This window comes from Psychroserpens sp. BH13MA-6, from assembly GCF_052983595.1.
Map to the genome: position 1 here is coordinate 154,172 of NZ_JBRJGE010000003.1, position 24,045 is coordinate 178,216.

The 24,045-nt window shown below is 36.4% G+C and carries 21 protein-coding genes; 15 read left to right on the forward strand and 6 right to left on the reverse strand.

The window, feature by feature from the left end; translation table 11 throughout:
- The first annotated feature begins 20 nt into the window (after positions 1–20).
- The 6 genes from ACU8DI_RS07710 (at position 21) to ACU8DI_RS07735 (ending at position 9,127) form a co-directional block, all read left to right on the forward strand.
- Positions 21–1,295, forward strand: coding sequence for a hypothetical protein (locus tag ACU8DI_RS07710; protein WP_447112189.1), 1,275 nt, complete (start codon positions 21–23; stop codon positions 1,293–1,295).
- Positions 1,292–4,132, forward strand: a complete 2,841-nt coding sequence (locus ACU8DI_RS07715) for a metalloprotease (protein WP_447112190.1) — start codon at positions 1,292–1,294, stop codon at positions 4,130–4,132. Before ACU8DI_RS07710 ends, ACU8DI_RS07715 begins: the two co-directional genes overlap by 4 nt.
- A gap of 151 nt (positions 4,133–4,283) precedes the next feature.
- Positions 4,284–6,695, forward strand: coding sequence for an alpha-ketoacid dehydrogenase subunit alpha/beta (locus ACU8DI_RS07720; protein ID WP_447112191.1), 2,412 nt, complete (start codon positions 4,284–4,286; stop codon positions 6,693–6,695).
- Between the two features lie 169 nt (positions 6,696–6,864).
- Positions 6,865–8,469 carry a class I SAM-dependent methyltransferase gene (locus ACU8DI_RS07725; protein ID WP_447112192.1) on the forward strand — a complete coding sequence of 535 codons (1,605 nt, stop codon included), beginning with the start codon at positions 6,865–6,867 and terminating at the stop codon, positions 8,467–8,469.
- 14 nt (positions 8,470–8,483) lie between these two features.
- Positions 8,484–8,864, forward strand: a complete 381-nt coding sequence (locus tag ACU8DI_RS07730) for a DoxX family protein (protein ID WP_447112193.1) — start codon at positions 8,484–8,486, stop codon at positions 8,862–8,864.
- On the forward strand, positions 8,864–9,127 hold the full coding sequence (locus tag ACU8DI_RS07735; protein ID WP_447112194.1) for a DUF202 domain-containing protein: 264 nt from the start codon (positions 8,864–8,866) through the stop codon (positions 9,125–9,127). The genes ACU8DI_RS07730 and ACU8DI_RS07735 overlap by 1 nt, the downstream gene beginning before the upstream one ends.
- 51 nt (positions 9,128–9,178) lie before the next feature.
- On the opposite strand, the gene ACU8DI_RS07740 is transcribed toward ACU8DI_RS07735, so the two are convergent.
- Positions 9,179–10,006 carry an alpha/beta fold hydrolase gene (locus ACU8DI_RS07740; RefSeq protein WP_447112195.1) on the reverse strand — a complete coding sequence of 276 codons (828 nt, stop codon included), beginning with the start codon at positions 10,004–10,006 and terminating at the stop codon, positions 9,179–9,181.
- A 108-nt stretch (positions 10,007–10,114) separates the two neighbouring features.
- Between ACU8DI_RS07740 and ACU8DI_RS07745 the strand changes: the two genes are divergently transcribed.
- Positions 10,115–10,600, forward strand: a complete 486-nt coding sequence (locus ACU8DI_RS07745) for a hypothetical protein (protein WP_447112196.1) — start codon at positions 10,115–10,117, stop codon at positions 10,598–10,600.
- An 87-nt stretch (positions 10,601–10,687) separates the two neighbouring features.
- Here the strand turns inward: ACU8DI_RS07745 and ACU8DI_RS07750 are convergent, their stop codons facing one another.
- Positions 10,688–11,248, reverse strand: a complete 561-nt coding sequence (locus ACU8DI_RS07750; RefSeq protein WP_447112197.1) for a type 1 glutamine amidotransferase domain-containing protein — start codon at positions 11,246–11,248, stop codon at positions 10,688–10,690.
- 126 nt (positions 11,249–11,374) lie between these two features.
- Entirely contained in the window at positions 11,375–12,382 is a 1,008-nt protein-coding gene (gene holA / locus ACU8DI_RS07755) for a DNA polymerase III subunit delta (RefSeq protein WP_447112198.1), read from the reverse strand.
- Positions 12,383–12,485: 103 nt separating this feature from the next.
- Here holA and ACU8DI_RS07760 point away from each other — a divergent pair, with 103 nt between their 5' ends.
- The 3 genes from ACU8DI_RS07760 to ACU8DI_RS07770 all read left to right on the forward strand — a co-directional run bounded on the left by ACU8DI_RS07760 (position 12,486) and on the right by ACU8DI_RS07770 (position 14,864).
- Positions 12,486–12,929 carry a type I restriction enzyme HsdR N-terminal domain-containing protein gene (locus ACU8DI_RS07760; RefSeq protein WP_447112199.1) on the forward strand — a complete coding sequence of 148 codons (444 nt, stop codon included), beginning with the start codon at positions 12,486–12,488 and terminating at the stop codon, positions 12,927–12,929.
- Positions 12,926–13,912 carry a glycosyltransferase family 2 protein gene (locus tag ACU8DI_RS07765; protein WP_447112200.1) on the forward strand — a complete coding sequence of 329 codons (987 nt, stop codon included), beginning with the start codon at positions 12,926–12,928 and terminating at the stop codon, positions 13,910–13,912. Before ACU8DI_RS07760 ends, ACU8DI_RS07765 begins: the two co-directional genes overlap by 4 nt.
- A gap of 94 nt (positions 13,913–14,006) precedes the next feature.
- The gene (locus tag ACU8DI_RS07770) at positions 14,007–14,864 is read left to right on the forward strand and encodes an OmpA/MotB family protein (RefSeq protein WP_447112201.1); all 858 of its coding nucleotides are present in this window, start codon (positions 14,007–14,009) and stop codon (positions 14,862–14,864) included.
- Positions 14,865–14,923: 59 nt separating this feature from the next.
- Here ACU8DI_RS07770 and ACU8DI_RS07775 read toward each other — a convergent pair whose 3' ends face one another.
- A complete protein-coding gene (locus ACU8DI_RS07775) occupies positions 14,924–15,544 on the reverse strand; it encodes an L-threonylcarbamoyladenylate synthase (RefSeq protein ID WP_447112202.1) in 621 nt (206 codons plus the stop codon).
- Positions 15,545–15,591: 47 nt separating this feature from the next.
- Here ACU8DI_RS07775 and ACU8DI_RS07780 point away from each other — a divergent pair, with 47 nt between their 5' ends.
- From ACU8DI_RS07780 to ACU8DI_RS07790, 3 genes are read left to right on the forward strand one after another with little or no spacing between them, the layout of a single operon-like run.
- Entirely contained in the window at positions 15,592–16,458 is an 867-nt protein-coding gene (locus ACU8DI_RS07780) for an alpha/beta hydrolase fold domain-containing protein (RefSeq protein ID WP_447112203.1), read from the forward strand.
- 42 nt (positions 16,459–16,500) lie between these two features.
- Entirely contained in the window at positions 16,501–17,460 is a 960-nt protein-coding gene (locus tag ACU8DI_RS07785; protein ID WP_447112204.1) for a hypothetical protein, read from the forward strand.
- 8 nt (positions 17,461–17,468) lie between these two features.
- Positions 17,469–18,428 carry a hypothetical protein gene (locus ACU8DI_RS07790; RefSeq protein WP_447112205.1) on the forward strand — a complete coding sequence of 320 codons (960 nt, stop codon included), beginning with the start codon at positions 17,469–17,471 and terminating at the stop codon, positions 18,426–18,428.
- On the opposite strand, the gene ACU8DI_RS07795 is transcribed toward ACU8DI_RS07790, so the two are convergent.
- The gene (locus tag ACU8DI_RS07795; RefSeq protein ID WP_447112206.1) at positions 18,429–20,744 is read right to left on the reverse strand and encodes an ATP-dependent helicase; all 2,316 of its coding nucleotides are present in this window, start codon (positions 20,742–20,744) and stop codon (positions 18,429–18,431) included.
- 263 nt (positions 20,745–21,007) lie between these two features.
- On the opposite strand from ACU8DI_RS07795, the gene ACU8DI_RS07800 reads away from it, so the two are divergent.
- The gene (locus ACU8DI_RS07800) at positions 21,008–22,561 is read left to right on the forward strand and encodes an FMN-binding glutamate synthase family protein (protein WP_447112207.1); all 1,554 of its coding nucleotides are present in this window, start codon (positions 21,008–21,010) and stop codon (positions 22,559–22,561) included.
- 59 nt (positions 22,562–22,620) lie between these two features.
- Positions 22,621–23,139: a DUF7935 family protein gene (locus ACU8DI_RS07805; RefSeq protein WP_447112208.1), complete on the forward strand. Its 519-nt coding sequence runs from the start codon at positions 22,621–22,623 to the stop codon at positions 23,137–23,139.
- 8 nt (positions 23,140–23,147) lie between these two features.
- Here ACU8DI_RS07805 and ACU8DI_RS07810 read toward each other — a convergent pair whose 3' ends face one another.
- Positions 23,148–24,044: a patatin-like phospholipase family protein gene (locus tag ACU8DI_RS07810; protein WP_447112209.1), complete on the reverse strand. Its 897-nt coding sequence runs from the start codon at positions 24,042–24,044 to the stop codon at positions 23,148–23,150.
- Between the last annotated feature and the right edge of the window lies 1 nt (position 24,045).

A 24,045-nucleotide genomic window follows, 5' to 3' on the forward strand; every position in this document is an offset into this window, starting at 1 on the left:
CAAGTACCTAAATATTATAAATGATTAAGCGACTACATCTGCTGGTTATCACTTGTGCCCTATTTACAGGTCAATTCAGTTTTGCTCAAGACCATGTAAAGCTTATGTTTTATAATCTGTTAAACTTTCCTTTGGAAAACGCTGTACCCAATCGCTTACAGGATTTGGAACTGATTTTAAATGATTATAGGCCAGACCTTTTTATGGTGTGCGAGCTCAATAATAGTGAAGGTGCTAATACGCTATTGAGCTCTCTTCAATTTATAAATGCTGACTATCAAAGTGCCGTATTTGAATTAAATACGTCTGATGACAACATTAGCGATCAAAATGACCTGCAACAACTTATTTATTATGACAGTTCAAAGTTGATCCTCGAAAGTCAAACTATTGTTACGACCATATTTAGAGATTTTAACCACTATCAATTAAAACTTAATACGACAGACCAAATAAATAATCCTGTGTATGTCGATGTGATCGTTTGTCATTTAAAAGCGTCTAGTGGCATTGACAACCAAGCTTATAGACTCCAAATGGCTGAAGATTTAACAAATTATCTAAACGGCTTCCCTCCAAATAGTCATGTGGTTTTAGCCGGAGATTTCAACGTTTATACACAGTCAGAACCTGCATTTCAAGAATTTTTGGATGCAGATAACAATAACAATATCAAATTTATAGATCCCGCGAACCGTATTGGAAGCTGGCATAACAATCCGAATTATGTGGATGTAATGACGCAATCAACAAGAACACAAACGGGATTAGGTGGTACGACTGGAGGATTTGACGATCGATTTGATTTCATCATGACTTCAGAAAATATGAACGCTGATCCTGAGTTATATTTTGTACAAGATAGTTACCAAGTTTATGGTAATAATGCCAACCCAAATTGTTATAATCAGGCCATTAATTCTTCAGATTGTGATGGATCAGACTATCCCTTCTTTTTAAGAGATGCCCTTCATAATTTTAGTGATCATTTACCCGTGACTTTAGAACTGGCAACCAACCAAACTCTACTTGGAATTCCAGAGACGTTTTCAGAAACTAGTATGACCATCGTGGGTTCAAATATGATAGATCAACAACTCGTCCTAAAAGCAGATGCCAGCTTACTGCATAACTCGCATCTTTTTATTTATAATAGCATGGGACAACAAGTAAAAACCCTCGACGTTAATTATACGTTAATACCTGTAAATACCGCTTCATTTGCTAACGGCATCTATTATATTACAGATTCAAAATTGCAAGTGAAACCTTTAAAATTCATAATAGCACATTGAAATTAAAATCCGTTTTATTTTTTCTACTCTGTTTTTGGAGCTATCACACGATTTTAGGACAAAATAAAATTGACCTTAAAGCCCAATTCGATATAGCTAACAAAAGCATTAAAATCAATGAACAGATTGTCTATAAAAACACGAGTAATGACACCTTATCGGTTATCTATTTAAATGATTGGAATAACGCCTACTCCACCAAGCAAACACCTTTAGCCAAACGTTTTACGGAAGAATTCAGCGACAAATTTCATTTTGCAAAAAGCGATCAACGCGGATTTACAGTGGTGACTAAAATGCTTGACGAAGATGAAAACGAACTAACATTTTCCAATGTGGAGGCACATCCTGACGTTATAAAAGTGCAACTACAAAAACCTTTGTTACCACAAGAATCATACGATATTCAACTATTTTATGATGTTATTATGCCTTCTGATAGCTTTACGGGATATGGCATTAGTACAAATTATGACGTCAATTTGAAGTATTGGTACATTACTCCTGCGGTTTATAACGGTGAGTGGCAGTATTACAGTAATAAAAATTTAGATGATCTTTTCATTCCGAAAGCGGATTTGACAATTCAAATAGAATTTCCACTGAATTACCAACTTATTTCAGAACTAAATACTTTGGATGTAAAGCAAACTCAAAATAAACAAACCTTTTTCCTGCATGGCAAAAACCGAGTAAATACGCTCTTGATTCTGAAAAAATACTCAGATTTCAAATTTGTTCAAACGGACGATTTCACGATTTATTCCAATCTATCTAGCGACGGCATAGCTTCCGAAGAAAAAGCCATAATAACGGATAAGATTACCAGATTTATTACGGATAATCTTGGAGCATATCCTCATGAACGCTTACTTATTACGCAAAACGATTATAAAAAAGATCCACTTTATGGGCTCAATCAGTTACCAGATTTCATTCTACCCTTTACTGATAATTTTCAATATGAATTAAAGTTACTGAAAACAGCCTTAAATAATTATTTGGAGAACACCTTACTCATCAATCCAAGAAAAGATTATTGGTTAAGAGACGGAATTCAAATTTATTATTTGATGAAATATGTGGACACGTATTACCAGGACACCAAACTTTTGGGAAAATTAGCTGATGTTTGGGGTATCCGTTCATTTCACGCTGCGGACTTGGATTATAATGATCAATTCAATCTGTTTTTTATGCAAATGGCCAGAACGAATAGAGATCAACCATTAACCACCTCCAAGGATTCCTTGATCAAATTCAACGCCAATATTGCTGGTAAGTATAAAGCTGGACTCGGCCTGAGATACTTAGATGATTTCATTAATAGTGATATTATGGAAACGACTATTTCAGAATTTTTGAATAATCAACAATTAAACATCACAAGTTCAAAAGTGTTTGAGCAGTTAATTAAATCTAAAACCCCTAAAGATATCGACTGGTTTTTCACCGATTATATTGATTCCAGAAAGAAAATTGATTTTAAAATAAAGCGTGTTGACAAAACTGAGGATTCAGTGACCGTTATCATAAAGAACAAACGTGACAATAGCATGCCTGTGTCATTGTTTACACTTCAAAATGATTCCATACTCAGTAAAAGGTGGATCGAAAACATTCACGGTGTCGAATCACTTACAATTGCTAAAGACAGTTTGGATAAATTGGTGCTGAATTATGATAGCACCATCCCTGAATACAATTTAAGAGATAATTACAAGTCTTTGAAAGGCTTCTTTTTCAATAATAAACCTTTTCAGTTCAGACTTATAAAAGACGTTGAAGACCCTAATTACAATCAAGTTTTCTTAATGCCACAAGTGGAGTTCCGAAACATTTATGACGGCCTCACTTTAGGTGCTAAATTTTACAACAAAACGGTCCTAAGAAAACGACTCAATTATAGTTTTTCACCAGTATATGCGACGAAATCAAAATCACTTACTGGAGGAAGTGGTGTGTTTTATACCCATTTTTTAGAAGGCACAGACTTGTATAATATTACTTATGGTATTATTGCTAAATATAATTCCTTTGCCGAAGACTCCTTTGTGACCATCCTGACTCCGAGTTTGTCCTTTCTGTTTCGCGATAATGATGATTTTAGATCAGATAAGTCGCGATTTTTGAATTTGCGATATATCAGTATCCAAAGAGAAGTTGGTGAAAATGCGATTATCGAAGACTTATTAGAACCTGATTATGGTGTTCTTAACTTACGTTACATCAACTCTAAACCTGGGCTCGTGAACTTTAACCGTTGGTATTACGATGCACAAGTAGCCAACAAATTTGGAAAAATATCAGTGAATTATGAATATCGTAAACTTTCTGAAAGCAACAGACAGTTTAACCTGAGATTATTTGCTGGTGCCTTTTTATATAACAATACCAATCCAGCATCCGATTACTTTAGTTTTGCATTGGACAGACCAACCGATTACTTGTTCGATTATAATTATTTAGGTCGCTCCGAAGACTCAGGTATTTTTAGTCAGCAAATTATTATTGCAGAAGGTGGTTTTAAATCAAAATTGGAAACGCCGTTTGCCAATCAATGGATGACTACTGCAAATATGAGTACTACCATTTGGAAATATATTGAAGCCTATGGTGATATCGGTTTATTAAAAAACAAAAATCAAAATCCAGCATTTGTTTATGACTCTGGAATAAAAGTGGATTTGGTCACCGATTATTTTGAATTGTACTTTCCGGTGTATTCCAATCTAGGTTGGGAAATCGGACAACCGAATTATGATCAAAAAATAAGAATCAAATTTACCGTTGATCCTCAAGCTCTTTTCGGACTTTTCCGCAGAAAATGGTATTAAAATATTCTTAATGAAATTGCTTATTTTTAGAATTATTTGTTATATTATCTAAATTCACTGCTATTTTTTGACATATTCCTAATATTATAACAATATCCAACGTTGTAACATTAGCAAAAAATAGCTAAATTTGTACCTTAAATATTTAGCTATGTCCACACAAACCCAAGTATCTCCTGATATCACTTTTGAAGATTTTAAAAGTGAAATTCTAAATGATTACAAAATTGCTGTTACCAGCAGAGAGTGTAGTTTATTAGGACGACGTGAGGTACTTACCGGAAAAGCTAAATTCGGTATTTTTGGTGATGGTAAAGAAGTGCCACAACTGGCATGGGCCAAAGTCTTTAAAAATGGCGATTTCCGTTCTGGATATTATAGAGACCAAACTTTTATGATGGCTATTGGTGAACTCACCATTCAACAATTTTTCGCAGGATTATATGCGCATACATCTATCGATGCCGACCCAATGAGCGCAGGGCGACAAATGGGTGGCCACTTTGGTACGCATAGCTTGGATGAAAAAGGAGAATGGAAAAATTTGACCACTCAAAAAAACTCTAGTGCCGATATCTCTCCTACAGCAGGACAAATGCCACGATTGTTAGGTTTAGCACAAGCCTCAAAAATTTATAGAAATGTCAAAGGTATCGATACGACCAAGTTTTCAGTAAATGGTGATGAAATTGCTTGGGGAACCATTGGCAATGCCAGTACGAGTGAAGGATTGTTTTTTGAAACTATCAACGCAGCAGGTGTTTTGCAAGTCCCTATGGTGATTAGCATTTGGGATGATGAATATGGAATTTCTGTACACGCTAAACACCAAACAACCAAAGAAAACATTTCAGAAATTTTAAAAGGATTTCAACGAACCAATGAAGATAAAGGCTATGAAATCTTAAAAGTAAACGGTTGGGATTATTCTGCACTTATTGAAACATATCAAAGAGCCGAAGAAATTGCTAGAGAAGAGCATGTTCCTGTGATGATACATGTTGTAGAACTTACACAACCTCAAGGACATTCCACTTCTGGATCTCATGAACGCTATAAAAGTAAAGAGCGATTAGATTGGGAAACCGAATACGACTGTATTGCGCAAATGCGCTCTTGGATGATCAACAATGATATCGCTACTGAAGAAGCGCTTGTGACGCTAGAAAAATCCATAAAAAAGAATGTTAGAGACGGCAAAAAGGCTGCTTGGAATGCATATCTTGAACCTATATTGAATGAGCAACAAGAAGCAATAAAATTATTGTCAGCTGCAGCAAATACGAGCGCTAACAAAGTATTTATCTCTAAAATCATTAATGATTTAAAGGATATCAAAGAGCCTATTAGAAAAGATGTGATTGCATCTTCGAGAAAAGCTTTACGCTATTTGGTTGGAGAAACTTCGAATGAAAAAGCAGAATTGCAACAATGGATCAACAATTATATAGCGAACATTCAACCAAATTATAGTTCACATTTACATAGTGCGTCAAAAAAATCGGTTTTAAATGCGTCTGAAAAAGAGCCGTCTTATGATAACAACGCAGAAACCGTAGATGCTCGACTCATTTTAAGGGATAACTTCGATGCTATTTTCAGTAAGTATCCTGAAGCCTTGATTTTTGGTGAAGATTCAGGTAACATTGGTGATGTTAATCAAGGACTCGAGGGGCTTCAAGACAAATTTGGTGCATTGCGAATTGCGGATGCTGGCATTAGAGAAGCGACCATCTTAGGACAAGGCATTGGCATGGCTATGAGAGGATTGCGACCAATAGCTGAAATCCAATACTTGGATTATATCTTGTACGCATTGCAAATCATGAGTGATGACCTTGCCACCTTACAATATAGAACGAAAGGCAAACAAAAAGCACCACTTATTATTAGAACTCGAGGTCATAGACTTGAGGGTATCTGGCATTCGGGATCACAGTTAGGCGGTATTATTAATTTGGTAAGAGGTATTCATGTGCTAGTTCCTCGGAATATGACAAAAGCGGCAGGATTCTATAACACACTTCTAGAATGTGATGAACCTGCGTTAATTATTGAATGTCTGAATGGCTACCGTTTAAAAGAAAAAATGCCAAACAATCTTGGCGAGTTCAAAACGCCCATTGGTGTTGTTGAAACCATCAAAGAAGGGACGGATATTACCTTGGTATCATACGGCTCTACACTCAGAATTGTCGAACAAACAGCGAAAGAGCTTTTAGAGGTCGGTATTGATGCGGAAGTGATAGATGTGCAATCCTTATTACCATTTGATATCAATCACGATATTGTAAAAAGTGTGGCGAAAACAAATCGTTTGATGGTCATCGATGAAGATGTTCCTGGAGGTGCTTCCGCTTACATTTTAGATCAAGTTTTGAATACTCAAAATGCCTTTAAATATTTAGACAGCCAACCTAAAACCTTATCGGCTAGAGCGCATCGTCCTGCCTATGGTACAGATGGAGACTACTTTTCAAAGCCATCTGCTGAAGACATTTTCGAAGCCGTTTATCATGTTATGAATGAAGTAAGTCCTACCGACTTTCCAAAACTTCGATAATCGCATTTCAATGGCACCACATTGGATGAACCTTTTAACAGCATAAATGGTTAATGTGCATTGTAATGCCTTGTCACCACCTGATAAAACAATAACTTGGTAATTCCTTTCCTAAAATCCATCGCACTATTGATGGATTTTTTATATTTATAGGAAACATTACACGAGTATGCTTTCCAAAACCGACAAAGAACATTTTAGAGGCACGATCTTTAGACACCTCGATGGTATTGCCACAGCAACAACGGCATTCAGCTTGTATCAAAATGGTGTTTTGGAGGATCTGCTCAAGCAACAAAAAGTAGATATTGACAGTTTAGCAACCAAATTCAAAGCGAACAATGGGTATCTTAATGTCGCTTTGCGAGTTTTAGCATCACAAGGTTGGCTTGATCAAGTAGTAGATAATAAAAATAATAGCGTTACCTATAAAACGAATGAAAAAAGTGCGGAAGCCTTTCAACTCATCCCTCTTTATGAACAGGCCGTTCAGCTTTTACAGTATTCTGTGCGTTTTCCAGAGGAAAAAATTGGACCTGACGCATTTGGTGCCTTGGAGAAAAACTTTAAGGCTTTTGAAGCCAACTATGGCTTAGATGTTTCAGATGACTCATCGATAGCGTTTCAAGTTTTAAAGCATATTGAAGGTGTGATTGTCGCACCTATTATTGTGCTTTTAGGGGTCAATGGTTTATTTCATAAATATTTTATGGAAGCCTCTTTTACGGCAGAAGAATACCATAAAAACCCGGAGAGTTTTAAAAAAATACTCGACTTTTTTGCGCACTTAGGATGGTTTAATAAAAAGAAAAACACGTATCAGTTTACAGACAAAGGCTTATTTTTTGCTAAACGTGCGAGTGCTTATGGTGTCACTGTTTCTTATTTACCTACTTTTGTACATCTTGATGAATTAATCTTTGGAAATGCTACCATCCTCAAAACTACTTCTGAGGATGATACAGAAAAACATGTCGATAGGGAAATGAACGTTTGGGGAAGTGGAGGTGCACACTCTACCTATTTTAAGGTGATCGACCAAGTGATTATTGAACTGTTTAATAAGCCTATTGATGACCAACCAAAAGGCATACTGGACATGGGTTGTGGAAACGGTGCTTTTATTCAACACATATTTGATGTCATTGAACACCAAACACTCCGAGGTAAAATGCTCGATGAACATCCTTTATTATTAGTAGGGGCCGATTTTAATCAAGCAGCTCTGAAGGTGACAAGAGCTAATTTGATCAAAGCCGATATTTGGGCTAAAGTCATTTGGGGCGATATTGGAAGACCAGACTTACTCGCCAAAGACTTAAAAGAAGACTACAATATCGAATTGAAAGATTTATTGAATGTGCGCACCTTTCTAGATCATAATCGCATTTGGGATCAACCAGATTTGAATAAGACACAAAACAGTGCATCTACTGGTGCCTATGCTTCAGAAGGAAAACGACTAAACAACAATGTTGTTGAAGACTCTCTTTTGGAACACTTTTTTAAATGGAAACCATATGTGGAACGATTTGGATTGTTAATTATAGAATTACACACCGTCAAACCACAATTAGTAGCTAAAAATATTGGTAGAACTGCTGCAACAGCATACGATGCAACGCATGGCTATAGTGATCAATACATATTGGAAGTGGAGGTGTTTTTGAACGTCGCTAAAAAAGCCGGACTTCATCCAGATCCGAATTATTTTTCTAAATTCCCAGACAGTGATCTGGCAACCGTCAGTATTAATCTTTTAAAAGGTAACTAATTAAATTTTATCATATGTTGAAAAAAAACTTTACAGACTTGGCATTACTCATTATGAGACTTGGATTTGGCGGATTTATGCTCACCCATGGTATTCCAAAAATAAGCATGCTTTCAAATCCTTCAGACTTTGGAGATCCCTTAGGATTAGGCCCGACAGTCTCATTAATCCTTTGCCTCATTGGTGAAGTGGTGGCTCCCATATTAATTATTATCGGTTACAAGACGAAATGGGCTGCTATTCCTGCTGCCATAACTATGATGGTTGCTGCTTTTGTTGTGCATGCAAAAGACGATCTAGCGACGAAGGAACATGCCTTATTATTTTTGTTTGCTTTTGTAGCACTCTTTTTAGCAGGTGCTGGTAAATACGCCCTAGACAGCTTGAGAAAATAATGGAAACTAAAGATCCTCTTATAACCCGCGATTGGCTTGCTATTGAACGTACCAAACTTGCAAACGAACGGACGTTTCTGGCGTATTTCAGAACATTTCTAGTGATTTTAGGAACAGGTGTTACCATTTTAAAATTAGAGTTTTTTTCCGATTTAAAATCTTATGGCATCGTTCTAATCATAGTGTCAGCAGTCTTGCTTTTTATAGGCATTTATAGATTAATTCGGGTAAGAAAAGTCATTAGAACGCATTATAATATCTAAAAAAAAGACTACCAATTGGTAGTCTTTATCATCTTGCTTTTTTTGTGCTTTTTAGTTCATAAAATCTATTAAAAGCTTATTGAGTTCATCTTTATGCGTAATATTTAAACCGTGAGGTGCTCCTTTAATGATTTCAAATTGGTTGTTTGTGATACCTTGAGCTGCTTGTTTTGCTGAAGTCGCCATTGGCACTGTACTGTCTGCATCACCATGCACGATAAGTGTGGGTACATCAACATTTTTTAACTCAGACCTAAAATCGGTATGCATCCAAGCCTTTGCTGCTTCAATGGTTCCTCTAGGAGACGCATGAGAAGCTATAATAAAGTCATATTCTAATTGTGCCTCACTCACACGGTCCTTATTATCATCATAATTATAAAAGCCTTTATGAAACTCTTTTAAGAAGCCGACGCGATCACTTTCTAAGGCCTCTTTTATGCCCTCTAGGTCTTTTTCTGGAACACCATCAGGATTATCATCCTTTTGTTTTACCAATGGAATGATACTACTAATTAAAGCCGCTTTTGCGATCTTATCACTTCCGTAATCAGTAAAATAACGAACAACTTCTCCTCCACCCATAGAAAATCCTACAATAATGGCATCGTTTAGATCTAGCTGCTCAATGATTTCATTTAAATCACTCGCTAATGACGAATAATCATAGTTATTCCAAGGAAATGAAGAGATTCCAAAACCTCTTCGGTCATATGAAATACATCGGTATCCAGATTCTACTATTTTCCAAACTTGATGTTCCCATGATTTTCGGCTTAATGGCCAACCGTGAATTAAAATGACAGGCTGTCCTTCTCCATAGTCTTCATAAAAAATATCAACGGGTTCTTCTTGTGTTTTGTTTGTTATAAAAGGCATAATAGTTTATTTTTAAATTCAATATGAAATCTACGTGTTTTAAATCGTGATTATTGACGTTTTTGCACAAAACATGTGTTCAAACAAATAACCCTAAGCCATGACTTTATGAAAGCCGTATCTGTTGTTACGATAAGAAAAGAACTGAAATATAAATCGAAAGAAGAATTAGCTGAACTTTGTTTGCGTTTGTCCCGTTTTAAAAAGGAAAATAAAGAACTACTCACCTATTTGTTATTTGAAGCCCACGATGAGTCAGGATATATAGCTACCGTTAAAGCTGAGATTGATGAGCAATTTGAAGACATCAACACCGATAGCTATTTCTACATCAAAAAAAGTGTGCGTAAAATTCTAAGGCACACTAGAAAATACATCAGGTACTCCCTAAAAAAAGATACTGAAGTAGAGCTCCTACTCTATTTTTGCAGAAAGTTAAAAATGCTGAAACCCTCTATAACGCGGAACACCACATTAACGAACCTGTACGAGCGCACTATGGAAGCTATCCGTAAAAAAATCTCAAAACTACACGAAGATTTACAATACGATTATACGATCATCCTTGAGGAGATGGAACAACTGCATGAATGACTTACACTTTCGGTTTTTAGAAATGCAATTTTAAAGACATAAAAAAAGCAGAACTTTAAAGTTCTGCTTTTATAAAAATGTATGAAATTATGCGGTCTGCATTTCATGCTTACCTTCATAGACTTCCTCAACTAATTTGGAACAAAAAGCTGGTAAATCGTTAGGGTTTCTACTAGTAACTAAGCCTTCATCTACAACGACTTCACTGTCTTCCCACTTCGCACCTGCATTCACCATATCTCTTTTAATAGAGTCATATGAGGTTATTTTTCGTCCGCGAAGCACATCAGCCTCGGCTAATAACCATGGTGCATGACAAATAGCTGCAACGGGTTTCTTATTGGTAAAAAAGGATTTGACAAACCTAACGGCATCTTCGTTTCGACGTAATGTATCAGGATTCATAACACCACCTGGAAGTACCAGCGCATTATAACCACTTTCATTCGCTTCACTGATGGTTTTATCTACGGTATATTCATTACTCCAATCGCCATTGGCCCAACCTTTAATTTTCCCTGACTTTTCAGAAATAATATGAACATCTGCTCCAGCATTTTTCAACGCTTTTAAAGGTTCACTTAATTCACTCTCTTCAAATCCATTGGTTGCTAGTATCGCAACGGTCTTTCTATCTAAATTTTCCATGTTTGTTATTTTGGTTTTAATAGTTAATAATTATATACCATTAGTATACCATAAAAACTATGAAAATCCTAGAAATATTAAGGGTTTAACGCAGATTTAGCAAACAATGTTAACAGGTCTTAATGTTTAGGTAAGTATACGAACCATCAGTTCTTTGAGTAAATCACCTTGAGGTACCGCATTAGAATTAACACCTTTACTTTTAACATCAAATTCTCTTAGTGTCGCGACTACTTGGCTTACCTTTCTCATGGGAAAATTTCTAGCTGCAGTCACATATTCATTCACGAAATAAGGATTGATTTTTAAAGCAGATACGACACTTCTAGGGTTTTTATCATTTAGACCGTGATAATGCAAGAGCTGAGAAAAAAAATTGAACAAAAGGGATACCGTCATGATCATGGGGTTGTCTTTCGGGTTATCTGCAAAATAATTGATAATCTTAAACGCTTTCAAGGAGTCACGTTCACCAATCGCTTTTCGTAGCTCAAAATTATTATAATCCTTACTAATGCCAATATTCTGCTCAATATGCTCTGGCGTGATTTGCGTGCCCTCAGGAAGGACGATCTTGAGCTTTTCCAGCTCATTGTTAATCTTACTTAAATCTGTTCCTAAAAACTCCACAAGCATTTGTGCCGCCTTAGGTGAAATACTGTAATTTTTACCAGACAACACACGACGAATCCAATCGGAAACTTGATTTTCATAAAGTTTTTTACTTTCGAAAACCACGCTTCCATGTTTTTTTAAAGCCTTATACAAAGCTTTACGCTTGTCAATTTTTTTATACTTATAATTTATCACCAAAACGGTTGTCGGCTGAGGGTTTTCAGCATAACTAACAAGTTTTTCTATTTGGCGTGATAAATCTTGTGCTTCCTTAACTATGACGACTTGACGTTCAGCCATCATCGGAAATCGTTTGGCATTGCTGGCTATATCATCTATAGAGACATCTCTTCCGTACAACACCATTTGATTAAATCCTTTTTCTTCTTCCGCTAACACATGCGTCTCAATATAGTCTGAAATTGCATCGATATAATAAGGTTCTTCTCCCATCAAAAAATAAATAGGCTTCAACTGACCTTTTTTAATATCTGCTACTATTTGTTTGACCTCATCCACGTGTGAAATATCCTATATAGGTTAATAAAACCCAAAAATACTGAAGCGCTTTTGGATTTAAGTAATAGTCGAGTAACTTTGGAAAAAATCTCTAAAAGCTTTGATGCCAGAACTCAATTTTCCGAAGTTTTCATTCCGTTTCAAAAGTAACGAAAATAAAGTTTCTATTTTCGATGAGATTCGTAAAAAATTTATTGTTTTACAACCCGAAGAATGGGTACGACAACACTGTGTTCACTTCTTAATAACCTATAAAAATTATCCCAAATCATTAATTAACGTAGAAAAGGAACTAAAAGTAAATGGGCTTACAAAACGTTATGACATTGTTGTCTATAATAAGGATGGAAGCATTCACCTTATCGTTGAATGTAAGTCACATAAAATAACGATCGATCAATCCACTTTCGATCAAATTGCACGTTACAATCTCACTTTAAATGCTACGTATTTAATGGTTACTAATGGTTTAAATCATTATTATTGTGTTATGGATTTTAAAAATGAACGTTACGACTTCCTCAAAGATATTCCTCATTACCAATGAAGATAGCCATTGTCATATTGAATTGGAATGGGCAACAGTTATTGGAGCAATTTCTGCCGTCTGTCGTTACACATTCCGGAGAGGCAGATATCTATGTAGCAGATAATGCCTCAACTGATGATTCCATAGGCTTTATACAAAAGAACTTTCCAGAAGTGCGTTGTATCCGAAATAATGAGAATGGCGGCTATGCTAAAGGTTACAATGATGCTTTAAAACAGGTAGATGCCGATGTGTTCTGCTTACTCAATAGCGATGTTGAAGTGACTTCCGACTGGCTAAGCGCGATCAAAAATGAGTATACCACCTGTCCTAATACCGCTATTATTCAACCGAAAATCTTAGATTTCAAAAACAAGAAGCATTTTGAATATGCGGGAGCTGCAGGAGGATTTGTCGATAAGTATGGTTACGCCTATTGTAGAGGTCGGATTTTTGACACCATTGAAGCTGATCATGGGCAGTATAATGAAACCGCTCCTATTTTTTGGGCTTCTGGCGCTTGCTTCTTCATCAAGAAATCTGTGTTTGAAAAGCTCGGAGGATTTGATGAGCATTATTTTGCGCATTATGAAGAGATCGATCTTTGTTGGCGTGCCTTTAATGAAGGATTCTTCACCAAATCTGTCGGACAGTCGTTCGTATATCATTTAGGAGGTGCTACACTAAACAACATGCATCCTAAAAAGACATTTTTAAATTTCAGAAATAGTTTGTTCACCCTTACTAAAAATGCCAAAGGACCACTATTTCAACTGATAGTCACACGCTTAATTTTGGATGGTATTGCGGGATTACAGTTTTTATGGCAATTTAAATTCTCTCACTTTATAGCGATCTTAAGAGCTCATTTCAGTTTTTACAGTCACCTAACCTACTTGTTAAAACAACGGAAAGGTTTACTTCAACGAGATAACTACTATAAAACAACATCCATTGTTTGGGCGTATTTTATAAAAAAACGCAAAACCTTCAATTGTTAGTAAATGTGTTAAAATTTTAGTTAAATAAGATAGTATCCACTATTCTTTTATCTAATTTTGGAATGTTAAATAACAACTAATTATTAAACTTATTATGAGAAAATTAATGCTATTAAGTGTTGCTGGGATGTTCATTTTGACTTCATGTGTGTCTAAGAAGGATTATATGGCACTCGAAGAAAAACAAAAAGAAACTCAAGATTTATTGAACTCTGCGACTGTGAAACTCAACAGTTGCTTGTCTGATAAAGCAGCAGCAATGGCTCGTGTAGAGACCATGAAAGACCAACTTGCCGATTTAAGAAAATCTAATCAAGACTTGATTGATACTAAAGGAAATTTAACAACCTTAACTCAAAAAGGCGCTGAAAACCTTGAGAAATCATTAGAAAGCTTAAAAGAAAAAGATTTAAAAATATCACGTTTACAAGATGCATTAACAAAGAAAGATAGTGTTACGCTAGCCATTGTTACGAGTCTTAAGAAGGCTGTAGGCATCAATGATCCAGATATTGAAATCAATGTGGAAAAAGGCGTAGTATTTATCTCTATCGCTGATAAATTATTATTCCAAAGTGGTAGTTATACTGTAACGAACAGAGCGAAGGAAGTATTAGCGAAAGTGGCAAAGGTCATCAATAGCAAACCAGATTTTGAAGCGATGGTAGAAGCACATACTGATAATGTCCCTTACAAAAAAGGGGTGTTATTAGACAACTGGGATTTAAGTGTAAAACGTGCTACTTCAGTAGTTAGAGTTTTAGAAGAACTAGAAGTCAACCCAAAGCAATTGGTTGCTGCAGGACGTAGTTATTATGTCCCTCTAGTTGAAAATGACACGGCAGAAAACAGAGCAAAAAACAGGCGTACACGTATTGTTGTGATGCCTAAGATTGATCAATTCTACGAAATGGTAGAAGAAGAAATGAAAAATCTTTCTGCTGGTCAATAAGATACCATAAACATCATAATGAAAGCTCAATCTTTAGGTTGAGCTTTTTTTTGTGGTTATTAGAAAATCTCTAAACTACCCTTACCCTCTCTCACAATAAGTGGCTCTTCCTCTGACAAATCAATGACGGTGGAAGCCTCATTGTCTCCATAACCACCATCAATAACCAAGTCGACCAAATTATCCCACTTTTCCAGAATCAACTCAGGATCTGTGGTATACTCAATAATCTCATCCTCATCGCGAATGGAAGTAGATACAATGGGGTTTCCTAATTGTCTTACAATTTCTAAAGCAATGGAATTATTTGGTATACGGATACCTACTGTTTTTCGTTTCTTAAAGGGATGTGGTAGATTATTGGAACCAGGTAAAATGAAAGTGTAAGGTCCTGGCAACGCTCTTTTTAGAATTTTAAATGTTGTGGTATTAATTTGCTTGACATAATCACTTAGATTACTCAAATCCTCACAAATAAACGAAAAATTCGACTTTTCAAGTTTTACGCCTTTGATTCTAGCTATCTTTTCTAAAGCTTTAATATTGGTAATATCACAGCCCAAACCATATACCGTATCGGTTGGATAGATAATTAAGCCTCCTTTTTTTAACACGTCAATGACCTTCTTAATCTCCTTTGGATTTGGATTTTCTTCATATATTCTGATTAACTCAGCCATAATAAGTATCTTAAAGTTTCGTTTACAAAGTAATTAAATATTTCATTATGAAAGCTGCCAAAAATCACTTAGTCACATTTTTCCTCATTTTATGTGTCTTTTCCTGCTCTGACGATAACAATAGTGTTACCGAAGATCCACAAAACCAAACACCTTTAACCTATCGAGAGGAATTAAATGTTTCCTATGGCAATGACAGTGATCAAGTATTCGATTTGTACTTGCCCGCAAATCGTTCGTTGTCTACAAAAGTTATGGTGCTTGTGCATGGTGGTGGATGGACCTCTGGCGACAAAGCTGATATGAACTTACTGAAAGATTTAATAAGACAGGATTTACCTGATATAGCCATCGTAAATATTAATTACAGATTAGCAGATGAAAACAATCCACCTTTTCCTATGCAAATTGATGACATTACAACCATCATCAATATGTTAAAAACCAATCAAGAGGATTATGTCATTTCTGATGACTTCGGATTTATTGGAACTAGTGCAGGTGCACATTTATCAATGCTTTGGAGCTACGCTCATGATGCGAATGCAGACTCTAAGATGGTTGCAAGTATTGTTGGACCAACAAATTTCACGGATCCTGCGTATTTAGAGAATGACAATCCGATACTACAAGAATTGATTAGCACCTTTGGAATCGACACCTCTACAGCCTTTTTAGAATCTGTGAGTCCTTATCATCAGGTAACTTCAGAAGCACCACCAACCATTTTATTTTACGGAGGCGAAGATCCATTGGTGCCAACAAGTCAAGGTTTAGATATGGAAACAAAACTTTCGAACTTAGGCATTACCCATCAATTTACCTTGTATCCAAACGCTGGACACGGATGGGTTGGCGCAGAGTTATTAGATACTTGGACCAAACTAAAAGCATTTACAGAAACCCATCTATAGTAAAATAGTGTAACAATCATCTCAAAAAAGCGTCTATATGATATGCGCAGTGTTTTGTTTATCATATGGGTTTTAGGTTCTTATATTTCTGTTTCCGCCAATGAAGGGATGAGTCTCATCACCTTTCCTAAAGCGGAAATATTAAATGAACACACCACGCGAATTCCCTTTAAACTTATTGACAACCTGATTGTCATTGAAGCTGAATTAATGGACCAAAAAGGCAACTTTATCATTGATACAGGCTCAGAAACGCTCATTTTAAATGAAGTCCATTTCAAATCAAAATATGCCAATTACACAAAAAAGGGACGTACTTCAGGTGTTATCGACATTGTTGACAATCCCTTAGAAAAACGATTATCAGAATTTATCATCAACGATTTAATCCTAGAAGACACCAATTCCGACATCATTAATTTAGCGCATATCGAACAAAGTAAAAAGATTCACCTCTTAGGGATTATAGGTTATAATATTTTAAAAGATTACGAGGTATTTATAGATATGTACCTGAATCAAATTACCCTATCTAGAACAGACAATAATGGCGATCGCTTAGATACCAGACCATATCTTGAAAAACAAATAGACACGGTTGATTTCAAATTAAAAAAGCACACCATTGTATTGGAGACCTATGTGAATGAGCAAAAACTCAAGTTTGGTTTGGACACAGGTGCTGAGTACAATCAACTTAATAAAAGATCTAGCAAAAAAATCCTAAAGTACTTTTATCCTTCTAAGCGATTGATGCTTGTTGGTGCAAGTGGCACAAAAATTGAAGTTTTGGCAGGGAAATTGTATCGTGTTAAACTCACGGATAAAATTTACTTTGCGCCAATGGAAACCTTATTAACGAATTTAAACCAGATGAATGAAGCCTTTGGTACGTCATTGGATGGCATTTTAGGTTATGAGTTTTTTAGGCAACAGCGAACCATCATCAATTATAAAAAAGAAAAGCTTTACTTTGTAGCATATCCTCTGAATAAACAGTGAAACCCATTTTGAAACATATAGTCACCATCATCTTAGTATTTGCTTCACTATTGACTTTTGCTCAAAAGGAAGACAAAGGTTATCGTTTTGAAGGCAATGATGTTGTTTTTACTTTTCACAAAAAGGATTACGAACAGTATTCTAACGATGATACTTCGGCACACGTGAAATTTGAAGCACTCACCATAGATAATGTTGTTGTCGCTGGCGAATTCAATAATTGGTCCAAATATGATTGGGTGATGACCAAAATTAATGACGACACCTATGAGCTTCGAAAAAACATCAACGATTTTAAAGATGAGTATACTTGGGAATTCAAGTTTATTATCAACAATCAATATTGGGCTGAGCCTTCAGCAAATGATGCAAATATAAAACTAGCCATGACGAAAGGTACTAGCCTCGATGTCTATAACTTAAAATTAAATACATCGGCTGCTTATCCTGACGACAAAGGCAATGTTCGTTTTAGACTGCGAGGTCATGAAGATGCCGAGAGCGTCATCGTAGCAGGTTCGTTCAATAGATGGGATGAAGAAGCCTTAAAAATGTATCGCATTGATAAGGGTTGGGAAATTAAATTGCACATCAAACCAGGAGAATATGAATACCGCTTCATAATTGATGGCAATTGGATGGAAGATCCTTCGAATCCATCGAAAGTACCTAATGAATACGGTTCTTACAATTCCTATTTAAACGTGGGAAAATATGTGACCTTCCTATTAAACGGCTATAAAAATGCTCATAAAGTTATCTTAGCTGGTTCTTTCAATGATTGGAATGAAACTGAGATTAAGATGACCAAAAATGATCGTGGTTATTGGAGTTACCGAATGCCATTACCTGCAGGAAAACACTACTATAAGTTTATTGTAGATGGTCGTTGGATTTTAGACCCAGAAAATCCGGTAAAAGAATATGACGGACATGGCAATGTCAATTCCGTATTTATGGTAAAATGATTAGCCTAGAACGTCTAATTTTGCAAACCTTAGCAGTAATTTCTTTACGCCACCAATCTCAAAATTAATTTCAGCTTTTATATCGGCTCCCTTCCCTTCTATCTTTATCACTTCTCCTTTACCAAATCGTGCGTGTTCAACAATATTACCTACCACCAATTTGCCATCAAATAAATTGGTATTATCTGAAGGGTCACTTTTTGAAACAGGTTTTAAATTCTTGGGCGCTACAAACTTGGGCGGCTTACTTTCCGACTTTCGCTTGATCGGTTTTTTAAATCGAATCCGGTTGGGTTCTACATCTCCAAATATATCAGAACTCAACATCGGATTTTGTCTTGGATCATGGACTGGTGTCATCACATCCAAATATTGATCATCAATTTCTTCAATAAACCGACTTGGTTCAGCATCAATCAATTTTCCCCAACGATAACGCGACAAGGTATACGTTAAATAAGCTTGCTTTTCTGCTCGTGTTAGTGCCACATAAAATAACCGTCGTTCTTCCTCCAATTCGCTGCGCGTATTCATACTCATGGCACTTGGAAAAAGATCTTCTTCCATCCCAACAATATAGACATAAGGGAATTCCAAACCTTTGGCTAAATGAATGGTCATGAGTGCTACTCTATCATCATCACCTTTGTCATTATCCAAATCGGTCGCCAAGGCTACATCTTCTAAAAATTCGGCGATACTTCCAGTAGCATCCGCAATTTCTACTTGTCCTTCAACAAAATCCTTGATACCATTGAGTAGTTCCTCTACATTCTCCAATCGCGCCACATCCTCTGGTGTTCCTTCTTTATTAAATTCTCGGATAATCCCAGTCGTTTTCGTAATATGTTCGGCAAGTTCGAAGGCATTTGCCGATTCATTCATGACCTGAAAACTTTCAATCATCGTCACGAAATTCTTCAATTTGGTTTTGGTAGCCGCGTTGACATTCACTTCCGTTTTATCAATGTGTTTCATCACCTCAAAAATGGTACGGTTATAACCATTAGCTGCAACTACTAGCTTATCTACCGTTGTTTGTCCGATACTACGCTTCGGAAAATTGATCACGCGTTTCAAGGCTTCTTCATCGGCTGGATTAATGACTAACCTCAAATAAGACAGCACATCCTTAATCTCTTTACGCTGATAAAATGAAAGACCACCATAAATTCGATACGGAATATTTCGTTTTCTTAAAGCATCCTCAATAGCTCGTGATTGGGCATTGGTACGATACAGGACAGCAAAATCACTTTCCTTAAGCTGATGCTGCATTTTGTTCTCAAAAATAGAACTCGCCACGAATCGCCCTTCATCACCATCAGTCATTAAACGGTTGACCTTTATTTTAGGACCTTCATCATTGGCCGTCCAAACGACCTTATCTAATTTTGTTTTATTCTTATCGATAATTGAATTAGCCGCATTGACAATATTTTTGGTCGAACGGTAATTTTGTTCCAAACGGAATACATTCACATCGTCATAATCTCGTTGAAAATTGAGAATATTATTGATATTAGCGCCTCGGAATGCATAGATACTTTGCGCATCATCACCAACCACACAAATATTTTGAAAGCGATCTGAAAGTGCTCTAACAATTAAATACTGTGAGTGGTTCGTATCTTGATACTCATCAACCAAAATATACCGGAATCGGTCTTGATACTTTGCCAAAACATCCGGAAAACGTGTCAGTAATTCATTAGTTCTAAGCAGCAGATCATCAAAGTCCATGGCACCAGCCTTAAAGCAGCGATCTACATAGTGTTTATAGATGTCTCCTAATCGAGGTCTTCTGGCTGCTGTATCGGCTTCTATGAGTTCTGGGTTCTGAAAGTAAGCCTTAACCGTAATCAAGCTATTTTTATAAGATGAAATGCGCGAACGTACCTGTTTGTACTTATACACATCTTTATCAAGCCCCATTTCTTTAATGATAGAAGCAATCAATCGGTCTGAATCCTGTGTATCGTAAATGGTAAAGTTACTGGGAAATCCAAGACGGTCTGCTTCAAATCGCAATATTTTTGCAAACACCGAATGAAAAGTTCCCATCCATAAATTTTTTGCCTCACTCGCACCTACGATATCGGCAATTCTACCTTTCATCTCTCGAGCCGCTTTATTTGTGAAGGTGAGCGCTAAAATATTAAAGGGATCTACCCCTTGACTCATTAAATAGGCAATGCGATAAGTCAACACCCTCGTCTTTCCTGATCCTGCTCCAGCGATGACAATCATTGGTCCATCTTTTTGCAAGGTAGGTGCTAATTGTGCATCATTTAACTGACTTAAATACTTTTCCAATTCGAAATTTCTTTTAAAGCGTGAAATTAATTAATCTGTTTGTGTTGGGTCCATCAAATTATCAATAATTATAAACAATCAATGGGATTGAAATTTTATAATGACGTGAACAATTTTAAATTTGACCTATGCGCGTTTTCAAGAAAAACCTTCGGGACGCACAAACCCGATGTGCTGTAGTTACAGCGTTTTTCATCATTTAACAAAGATAAAGTTTCAATCATAAATTTTAAATATCTTTACCTTAATTAACAGAATAATATATGGATACCTTATTTAATTTCATTTCGAACATGCCTTGGTGGTCTTGGATTCTCATCCTTCTCGTGATTATAGCTGTTCGTGATATTTTACAGAAAAAACACACCATTAGTCATAATTTTCCAATTGTAGGACACTTTAGATACATGTTAGAAAGTATCGGTCCGGAACTTCGTCAGTATTTAGTCGCTAATAATAGAGAAGAACTGCCATTTAACCGTATTGAACGTGGTTGGGTGTATGCCTCTTCAAAAAACGAAAATAACTATGAAGGTTTTGGAACCGACAGAGATATCTATGCACATCAGCATATTTTCATCAACAATAACATGTTTGCCTTTAAAATAGACGACAATCATCCAAATGCGATTGATAAGTCCTTTTTGCCATGTGCCAAAGTCATGGGTGCCTATAATAACAGACGTCGACCCTATCGTCCTGGTTCGGTGATAAATGTATCTGCGATGAGTTTTGGTTCTTTATCTGCCAAGGCTATTGAATCCTTAAATAAAGGGGTAAAAATGGCTCACGCTTATCACAATACTGGAGAAGGTGGCTTATCACCATACCATAAAAATGGTGGTGATGTCGTGTTTCATTTTGGAACTGGTTATTTTGGTGTCCGAGCAGAGGACGGTGGATTTTCCATGAAAAAAATGAAAGCACTTGTTGAAGAACACCCTTATATTCGCGCTATTGAAGTCAAATTGTCGCAAGGTGCTAAACCTGGTAAAGGTGGCGTACTTCCCGGCTCTAAAATTTCAGAAGAAATAGCCGAAATTAGAGGTGTTGAGCCCGGAAAAACAGTACTATCACCTCCCAACCACAAGGCCTTTTCGACGGTTCAGGAAATGGTAGATTTTATTGAAGCCATAGCTGAAGAAACGGGTTTGCCTGTTGGTATTAAAGCTGCAATCGGTAAGCTTGATCAATGGGAAGAACTGGCTGATATTATGCTAAAGACGAACAAAGGACCAGATTTTATCACGGTTGATGGCGGAGAAGGCGGTACTGGAGCGGCACCACCTAGTTTTGCAGACCACGTATCATTACCCTGGGTTTATGGCTTTGGTGACCTTTATAAACTGTTTCAGAAAAAAGGATTAACGGAAAGACTCGTGTTTATAGGAAGTGGTAAGTTAGGGTTTCCAGCGAAGGCAGCTATGGCCTTTGCTATGGGAGCTGATTGTATCAATGTGGCACGTGAAGCCATGATGAGTATTGGTTGTATTCAAGCACAGATTTGTCATACGAATCGATGTCCTAGTGGAGTCGCGACACAAAATAAGTGGCTGCAAAACGGTATTGATCCTACCCTTAAATCAGTGCGATTAGCACAATATTTTAAAACGTTTCGTAAGGAATTTATAGAAATCACCCATGCGGCAGGGTATGAACACCCTTGTCAGTTTACGATGGATGATATCGAGGTGAACGTCGATGACCATAACCTATCAAAAGAATTATCAAACACCTATCAGTATCATAAAACCAAAGTGCCATTTACCTCGATGGAAAACTTAAAAAATTGTCAACATTTAGGTGGAAAAAACTAAAACTATTCTGATAAAACTCTTAAGTTTACAATCTAAAGTGAATAAATTAAAACACGATTATGGAACTTGATATTTTGGGCCTTTTGTTATACTGTATTCCGGCTATTGTTACTGGAGCAATTGCCTTTCTATTTTTTAGAGAACATGTGGAAAATGAAAATAGACGTCGTGACTTCCTTATCCAAAAAGACTTGCAAAAAGAGGCCCTTCCAATGCGACTACAAGCCTATGAGCGCATGTCGCTTTTTCTCGAAAGAATTAAACCATCAAAATTACTTTTAAGAGTAAATCCAAACTCCTCAAATAAAGAGGATTACGAATCTTTACTTATAGCAAATATTGAACAAGAATTTGATCATAATTTAGCGCAACAGATTTATGTAACTGATCAATGCTGGAACATTACAGCAACGGCAAAAAACGCGACAATTCAAATGATTAGAAAAACGACAATTTCAGAAGATGTGGATTCGGCAGATAAATTAAGAGAAGCGATTTTAACGAATATGGTAGACAAAAGATCACCTAGTGATGCCGCTTTATCTTTTATCAAAGAAGAAGTATCAAACCTGTGGTAAGAGGCTCATCAAATCACCGAATGACCTTCATGCTTTTCTTTCGCATAAGAATAACCTTGCTCCCACCATTTAGTCATTAATCGTTTACTGAAAATCAAAGAGTTTTCCGTCAGACTTGTAGGCGTGTAATACAAATTAAGCTTCACACCTCTATTCTTTGCGGCGAGCTTTCCAATAATCACATCATTTTTCTCTACTTGATCAAGCAAATGCCCGAACAAATTCAGCATTAATGAAAACGGGTTTTTTCCCAATACTTTGGAGCGTTCCATTTGCTCCGCCTCTAATACGATTGCATCTACTTCAGTTGCTCCTCTTAAAATCGCCTCACGAATCGGGATAACGCAACCCAAACCGCCATCAGCATATTCGTAGCCATCTACTTTCGCTAAAGACATAAAAGGTATATAATTACAAGAAATCCATATCCAATTACAAAATTCCTCATAAGAACAGTCCTTAATCGATTTATATTCAACACGATTCATAGAGAGATTAGACACTGTCACAACCACATCCTCGCGCGTTTTTATGATTTTGTCATACTCTTCTCTTGTGAAATTTTGTCTGATATTGCGCTTTAACGCCTTACTCTCACCAAAGGTTCGTTTCATTCTAATAAACTGCCATAGAGAATTTACAAAATCAATTGACACGTATTCCCGATCACCTTTTTTACGCTGAACGAATGGGCTTATACTAAAAATATCACGCTGCTGTACATTGGTAAAAATATCATATAATTTCCCAATATCCCTTACAGCCAGATGTGGCACGAGCAAACTGCCAGTAGACGTTCCTAAAAACATATCGTAATCACGACCTTGCCCTTCCATAAGATATTGTGCAACACCTCCAGCAAATGCGCCTTTACTACCTCCTCCAGATATGACCAATGCTCTCAAA